General features: G+C 69.2%; 7 protein-coding genes. 4 read left to right on the top strand and 3 right to left on the bottom strand.

The annotated features are described in order from the left end of the window. Positions 1-722: ATP-binding protein (locus U9978_RS23465; protein ID WP_322763319.1), on the top strand; the 722-nt coding region annotated here is incomplete at its 5' end. A gap of 37 nt (positions 723-759) precedes the next feature. On the opposite strand, the gene U9978_RS23460 is transcribed toward U9978_RS23465, so the two are convergent. Together U9978_RS23460 and U9978_RS23455 are read right to left on the bottom strand one after the other, a co-directional pair. Further along, complete coding sequence (locus U9978_RS23460; protein ID WP_322763320.1) at positions 760-1,146, bottom strand: TA system VapC family ribonuclease toxin; 387 nt, start codon at positions 1,144-1,146, stop codon at positions 760-762. 17 nt (positions 1,147-1,163) lie between these two features. Continuing rightward, on the bottom strand, positions 1,164-3,605 hold the full coding sequence (locus tag U9978_RS23455; RefSeq protein WP_322763318.1) for a SpoIIE family protein phosphatase: 2,442 nt from the start codon (positions 3,603-3,605) through the stop codon (positions 1,164-1,166). A gap of 359 nt (positions 3,606-3,964) precedes the next feature. On the opposite strand from U9978_RS23455, the gene U9978_RS23450 reads away from it, so the two are divergent. Next, a complete protein-coding gene (locus U9978_RS23450; RefSeq protein ID WP_322763317.1) occupies positions 3,965-4,921 on the top strand; it encodes a hypothetical protein in 957 nt (318 codons plus the stop codon). Next, a complete protein-coding gene (locus tag U9978_RS23445) occupies positions 4,918-6,411 on the top strand; it encodes a hypothetical protein (RefSeq protein ID WP_322763316.1) in 1,494 nt (497 codons plus the stop codon). Before U9978_RS23450 ends, U9978_RS23445 begins: the two co-directional genes overlap by 4 nt. Positions 6,412-6,444: 33 nt before the next feature. Here the strand turns inward: U9978_RS23445 and U9978_RS23440 are convergent, their stop codons facing one another. Then, a complete protein-coding gene (locus U9978_RS23440; RefSeq protein ID WP_322763315.1) occupies positions 6,445-6,594 on the bottom strand; it encodes a hypothetical protein in 150 nt (49 codons plus the stop codon). Between the two features lie 40 nt (positions 6,595-6,634). On the opposite strand from U9978_RS23440, the gene U9978_RS23435 reads away from it, so the two are divergent. Further along, positions 6,635-6,953, top strand: a 319-nt coding sequence (locus U9978_RS23435; protein WP_322763314.1) for an LLM class flavin-dependent oxidoreductase, incomplete at its 3' end; no start/stop codon positions are given.

Below are 6,953 nucleotides of genomic sequence, written 5' to 3'. Positions count from 1 at the left end.
AGGTTGGCAAGAGCACCCTGGCCGAGGTCGTGCTGCGGGCGCGGTCCGACGGGGTGGCCCGGTTTCTCGATGACCCGGCGACCCGGGCCGCTGCCACCGAGGACCCGGTCCGGTTCATTCGCCACGACGGCCTGATGCTCATCGACGAGGTACAACGAGTGCCCGATCTCTGGCTGGCAATCAAAAACCTCGTCGACCGTGATCCTCGGCCCGGCCGATTCCTGGTGACCGGCTCTGCGCGGCTGCTCGCATTGCGCGGACTGCCCGATGCCTTGCCCGGTCGATCCGAGACTGTCGAACTCTGGCCGTTGTCCCAAGGTGAGATCGACGACGCTCCCGACGGCTTCGTCGATGCTGCTTTCGCACTCGGTGCCGACCTGCGTAGCGGGTCGTCGGTGCTGAAACGTAAGGACTACCTCGCCAGGATGGCCCGGGGTGGCTACCCGGAAGCATGGCGGCGAGAGAACCCGCGACGGCGGCAGCGGTTCTTCGAGGGCTACGTTTCAGATCTGCTCAGCCGTGATGTCAGGCAGGTGGCCGACATCGAAAAGTTCGCGGAGACGGTACGTGCGGAGGACTTCCGTGGCCTGAAACTCCTGCAGCGGCGGCTCGGCGTACGGTTTCACGCTGGATTCGTGTTCTACTGCGGTGCCGAATCACTCAGTTTCGGCACGGGGCTGGCCTGTCTGCCGATCTCTGCCCTGTGGGCGACCGGGACGTGAACGTCCTGTCTGACCGGCAGTTACGGGATTATGGTCATTATGTACGGATCAAGTCGACGACGTCGTCGTGAAGCTTGGCCAGACCCTGGTCGAAACTTGCGAGACGGCCGTCACGTACACGGGCGAGCTGCGCAAGATATGCGTCGGTCACCTGCCGGTGGCCGATGACGCCCGTCATCGATACGGCGCGGTATGACACCTCGTCCGGCCAGAACTCGTGGCGGGGATCGCTGGTCAGCGCCGACACGACCGCTGTCGCTGTCTGCGCTGATTGACCGTGACGGATGAGCAGCCGTACCAGGTTACCTTCGGTGATGGGACAGGTTGCAAAGCGATCTGTGTTGCCGGCGAGCCATGTCTCGGCAGTGTCGTGATGGACGTGCCGAGGTGTACCACGGGAAGGCCGGTCCGTTCGCTTCGGGATATCTCTGCGGCGTTCGGCTATGCGGGGAGTTCGGCGTAGGGGAGGGATTGTTCGGCCCAGATGGTCTTACCGGTGGCGGTTTGCCGGGTGCCCCACCGTTGGGTGAGCTGGGCGACGAGGAGCAGGCCGCGGCCGCCCTCGTCGAAGACGCGGGCCCGGCGCAGGTGGGGGGCGGCGTTGCTGGCGTCCGAGACCTCGCAGATGAGGGTGTTGTCCTGGATGAGCCGGAGCTGGATGGGGCCGCCGCCGTAGCGGATGGCGTTGGTGACCAGCTCGCTGACGACCAGCTCGGTGATGTATGCGGCGTTGTCCAGTCCCCAGATGGTCAGTTGGTGAGATGCCTGTTTGCGGGCGTCGGCGACGACGGCGGGCTCAGCCGGCAGGCTCCAGGTGGCGACGTGATCGGCGTCGAGGGTCTTCGTCCGGGCAAGGAGCAGGGCGACGTCGTCGGTAGGGCGCTCCGGCAGCAGCGCGTCCAGGACGCTGTCGCAGGTGTCCTCCAGGGATCGGGCGGGGTGGGTCAGCGCGCGGCGTAGCAGTGTCAGCCCCTGGTCGATGTCGCGGCCCGCAGCCTCGATCAGGCCGTCGGTGTAGAGGGCGAGCAGGCTTCCTGCCGGCAGTTGCAGTTCGGTGGACTCGAAGGGGAGGCCGCCCAGGCCCAATGGGGGGCCGGCGGGTACCTCGGGAAAGTCGACCGTGCCGTCGGGAGTGACGACGGCGGGTGCGGGGTGGCCGGCGCGGGCCAGCGTGGCGCGGCCGGCGACGGGATCGTAGATCGCGTAGACGCAGGTGGCGCCGATTTCCCCGGCGGCGTGTGCATTGGGGTCGCTGGCCGTCGGGCCTTCCTCGATGTCGAGACGGATGACGATGTCGTCGAGGCGGGTGAGTAGTTCGTCGGGGGCCAGGTCGATGTCGGCGAGGGTGCGTACCGCGGTGCTCAGGCGTCCCATGGTCGCCGACGCGTGGAGGCCGTGGCCGACGACGTCACCGACGACCAGGGCGATCCGGGCGCCGGACAGCGCAATCACGTCGAACCAGTCACCACCCACGCCCGCTTGGGAATCGGCAGGTAGGTAGCGGGATGCGACGTCAAGGGCCGCCGGCTGGGGTATCCGCCGCGGGAGCATGCTGCGTTGGAGGGTGAGTGCGGTCGCACGCTCGCGTGAGTAGCGGCGGGCGTTGTCCACAGCCACGGCCGCCCTCGCGGAGATCTCCTCGGCGAGCAGCAGGTCGTCGTCGTCGAAGGGATCCAGGGTGCGATGCCGCAGGAACAGCGCGACACCCAGGGTGGTGCCGCGGGCCCGCAGTGGCGCTGCCATCACCGAGTGGATGCCGTACTGGCGGATACTCCGGACGCGGGCCCGGAAGTGCGCCGTCCATCGGCGGGTGTCGGGGTCATCAATGGAATGCCGCGAGGCCAGGCCGGTGGCCAGGGTCCGCGCCAGGAGCGAGTATTCGGGGTGGGATTCGGCCGTACCCGGCGTGACCGCCGACTCGGGGCAGCCTGTCAGGACGGACTGCTGTGCGACCCGGCGGAAGACGACGGGGCCGGTGACCGGATCGAGCGTCGGCTCCTCGCCGTGGACGATGGAGTCCAGCAGGTCGACGCTGACGAAATCGGCAAATCGGCCGGCGGCGACGTCCGCCAGTTCCTGGGCGGTGCGGGTCACGTCCAGGGTGCTGCCGATGCGGGTGCTGGCTTCGTTCACGATGGCGAGTCGACGCCGGGCCCAGTACTGTTCGGTGTAGTCGAGTACCGCGGCGGAAACGCCGTGCACCTGGCCGTCCTGATCCTTCAGCGGGAAAATGAATACGGACCAGGCGTGTTCACGGGCCTCGCCGGGAGCACGGCTGTAGTTTTCGTGACGTACCATCTCCCCGGTCCGCAGCACCTGTTCCTGCACTTTGTCGATCTCCTCATAGAGCGGATCGGAGTTCATTTCCCGCAGGCGCAGCCCACGCATCTCCTCTTCGGGTCTGCCCATCACGCGGGTCGTCGCCTCGTTGACTCCGACAAGCCGCACCTTGTCATCGTAGATCGCCACCGGGATCGGGAGTTGGGCCAGCGTCCAGTCTTTGAGCACCGCCGTCTCGGTGCTGTCCGTTTCGGTGCCGCGCGGGCGGCCTGGCTGCTCCGGTGCGCGGGCCGTCAGGAACCACTGGGTTGTCCCGCGGGCGTCCACCAACGGATGTGCCCACAGACTCACATCCAGACGGTGGCCGTCCCGGTGGCGTACCGCGACCTCGCCGCTCCATCCCATCCGCGCGGCGACGCATCGCCGGGCCGCCGCGGGAAGGTCCGCGGCCAACAGGTCGGCTGCGGCGCGTCCCAGCACCTCGGTGGGCGCGTAGCCCAACAGCCGCCGAGCGCCGGGGCTCCACGCGATGACAAAGCCCCGGGCGTCGACCGCGGCCGCGGGGGCCGCGGCTTGGTCCCCGCAGGCGGCGTCTGTGTCCATCGGCGCGCATCCCACCCTCGCCGCGGCCATCGCTCGGGATCCCCGCAGGCAGGACTCCGCGGCACTGTTCCAAGGGTGCTTCCCGATTGTGCCGCTTTCAACCCGAGGCTGCGGGCATCCGCACGGTGCATGATCATAGCTCTCGTCGCGTACAGGAGCCCGCACGGATGCTATGGCCCCAACGGCCGCCAAGGGAGAGCACCCACGCTTCGTGCCGGGGCGGCCACCGCGTACTGTGTGCCTCCTCGTGCCCGGTTATGGGGAATCGCGGCGAAACGGGACCAGCCGCCGGGCATCCGCCGCCCGGACAGCAGGGGGCACTGGTCGGGGCGGATCCAGAAACGGCAACGGGGGCTGCTGTGGGTATTGCCATGGTCGACGCGGTCAGGATGGCCCAGGACAACAAGCGGGCACATGAGGCCCTGACCGCCCGCCACGAGCGGTTGGTCCGGCGGATGGGGGCCGAGACGACGCTCCTGGAAAAGGTCCGCCGGGAGATGTACGAGGGAGCGTTGATCCCGTTTCGAGAGGTCTTCAGTCGGCTGAAGAACGTCGACATGGCCGAACTCGCGGCGATCGACACCCTACCGAGTGCCGCTCTTGCGGATGTCGAGTTGCGGCAGGTGCAGGTGAACGCCGCGCAGGTGGTCGGTGCGATGGCCGGTGGCGCTGTTGTGAGCGCCGCGGCGGGCGCGGGGGTCGGCGCAGCCGCCTTCGCCACGGTGGGTGCGGTCGCGACCGCGTCGACCGGCGCGGCGATCTCCGGGCTGTCTGGGGCGGCGGCGACGAGCGCGACGCTGGCCTGGCTCGGTGGCGGTTCGTTGGCCGCCGGCGGTGGTGGTGTCGCCGCCGGTACGACCGTGCTGGGCGCGATCGTGGCCGCGCCGATGGTCCTGGTGTTCGGTGGTGTGCTCACCGGGATTCTGGCGTGGCAGGGCCGCAGGGCGCGCAACGATCAACAGGAGACGGCGGGCAGGCTTGACGAGGCCGAGGCCGAGCTGGGGCGCGCCGAGGCCGTGGCGGATGCCGTGTGTAACCGCAGCGAACAGATCCGCGACGTTCTTGGCGGCCTGTACGCGGCCATCCTGGACGGGCTACCCCGATTGGAGACGCTGCTCGATGCCAAGGACGACTACGCGACCTACACACCGCGGCAACGCCAGCGTGTCGCGCTGATCGTCGCACTGGCGACCACCACGGTGACGGTGATGAGCGCGCGAATCGCCGATGACGACGGTGTGGTGACCGATCTGTCCCACCGGGTCGTCAACGATGCCTGGCAGCGTCTGCGTGACGCGGGCTCGGCCGCGGCATGAGCGCGGGCGATGCTGACCAGCCCTGCGCTCGCGGGTTCCCTGCTCGCGACGGCTTGCTGCCAGGTGGCGCGGACGCGGCCGTCTGGGCGTATGTAGATCATGCAACCCGTCGCGCGGCCGCGGAGATGGTCGCGACCCTGGAGACTCGCGCCACCGTCCAGCGCCTCGCCGAGCGCTACGCGAATCATGGCAACCCGCAGCGGGCCGGGCACATGTTCGAGGTCATGCACGCGCTGGCGTTCAACCGCAACGCCATCCGCGCCGGTGCGTCGGTGCGGGCTCATGTCACCCAGTGGATGGCTGGCGGTTCGCAGACGGCGACGGTGGATGTGGTGCTGCGCGACGGTGACCGGCTGGTCGCCGAGGCGCAGGCCAAGCTCGTCAACCGGGCTACCACGACGGCACACGACCTTGCCCGGTCTGACTACGCCGGCATGGAGCGGGTCGTGGCGACCGACAAACTCGTCGCTGTGGATGATCTTCTGGGCAGGCGGCTACGCATGTCGCCCGATGGGCTGCGGTACGAGGACTACCGCGACACCCGCGCGCACCTCACCGACACGCTTCACCACGGGTCGGTGCACAGCCGCGGCATCAGCATGCGTGAAGCGCACAGCGCGGCGAAGAATCCCGGCGGCTGGGCCGATGCGCAGGTCGCGGGCGCGGCTGGACGCGAGGTCCTCACCGCGGGGCTGGCCGGCGCCGGCGCCGGCGCGATGATCGCAACTGTGGTCGGGACGGCGGGCGCCGTGGCGCGGGTCCGGGCGGGTGAAACCTCGGCCGGGGTCGCCGCCCTCACCGTCGCCGGGAGCGCGGCCCGCAACGCTGCCCGTTCCGGGGCGACGACGAGTCTCGGAGCGACGATGCGGGTCGCGGCCAGGGCCGGGCTGATGCCCGAGGTCCTCGGCGGTGGCACGGTGACGATGGCCATGGCCGGCGCGGTGTGCGGGGTGGCCGAAGCCGGCTTCGATCTCGGCCGGGGGCGGATCGACGCCGGCGAGTTCGCCGCCCGCAGCGCCACGGTCACGACCACCGCCGGCCTCGTCTGGGCCTGCGGCGCAGTCGGGCAGACCGTCATCCCCATACCCGTGGTCGGCGCTCTTGTGGGAGGTCTCGTCGGCCAGGTCGCCGGCACCATCATCGTCCAGGGACTCCAGTGCGCGATCGTGGCCGCGCGGGCCGACGGCGTCGCGGAGTCCGCACTCCGACTGCTTGAGCGCGAGCTCCTGACCAGCGCGGCCACCGCGGCCCTGCTCCGTGATGAGGCCGAAGCGCTGGGAGGCGAGCGCAACGCCTACGTCGCCGCGATCGTGCTGCCGCAGCTCACGCGGGCATACACCCTGGCGGCCTCCGACCCGGCACGGGCCGTGGTCGAACTCGCTGAGGTGACCCGTGCCTTCGGCGGCCAGCCAATCTTCACGACCATGGACGAGTTCGATCGCTGGATGGCGGATGGCGACGCTGTGCTCACCCTCGACCCGAACTGGTGAAACGGGGTGTGAAGCCGCCGAGTCCTTGTTCGTTCAGTGGATGCCCGGCTGGTACCACCAGGAGGCGAACAGCACCATCCCGCTCAACGCTCGTGCTGCAATCGCCTCGTTGACGGGATGAAACAGGCCGCACCGGATACCGTCGGCGATCGTCGATTCCACTGTCGAAAGTTCGACTTGCATGTAACCTTGCCCACACTTCACATGATGTTGGAGGTGGCCGGTGGGTCAGCCGCACGAGAACGGTGTTCAGACGTCGGAAGCCGAACCCCGGGTGCTGTTCGGCTTCAATGTTCGAGGCGAGAAGAAGGAGATCCGTCGGCTGGACAGGCTCGGAGCGGACTCGCTGTGGGCGAGTGGTCATGTCGCGGCACCGCTTCCCACTCCGGAGGCGCTGGTGAACCTGGGGCTCCTCGCCGCGCTCACCGAGCGGCCGCGCATCGGAACCGCGGTGCTCCTGCTTCCGCTGTATCCGCCGGCGATCGTCGCGAAGCAGGTGGCGTCGATCGATCGGGTGAGCGGGGGGCGGGTCACGTTGGGGG

This window comes from Protofrankia sp. Cr2, assembly GCF_963555885.1.
Lineage (GTDB): Bacteria > Actinomycetota > Actinomycetes > Frankiales > Frankiaceae > Protofrankia.
This window is presented reverse-complemented; position numbering and strand designations above follow the sequence as displayed.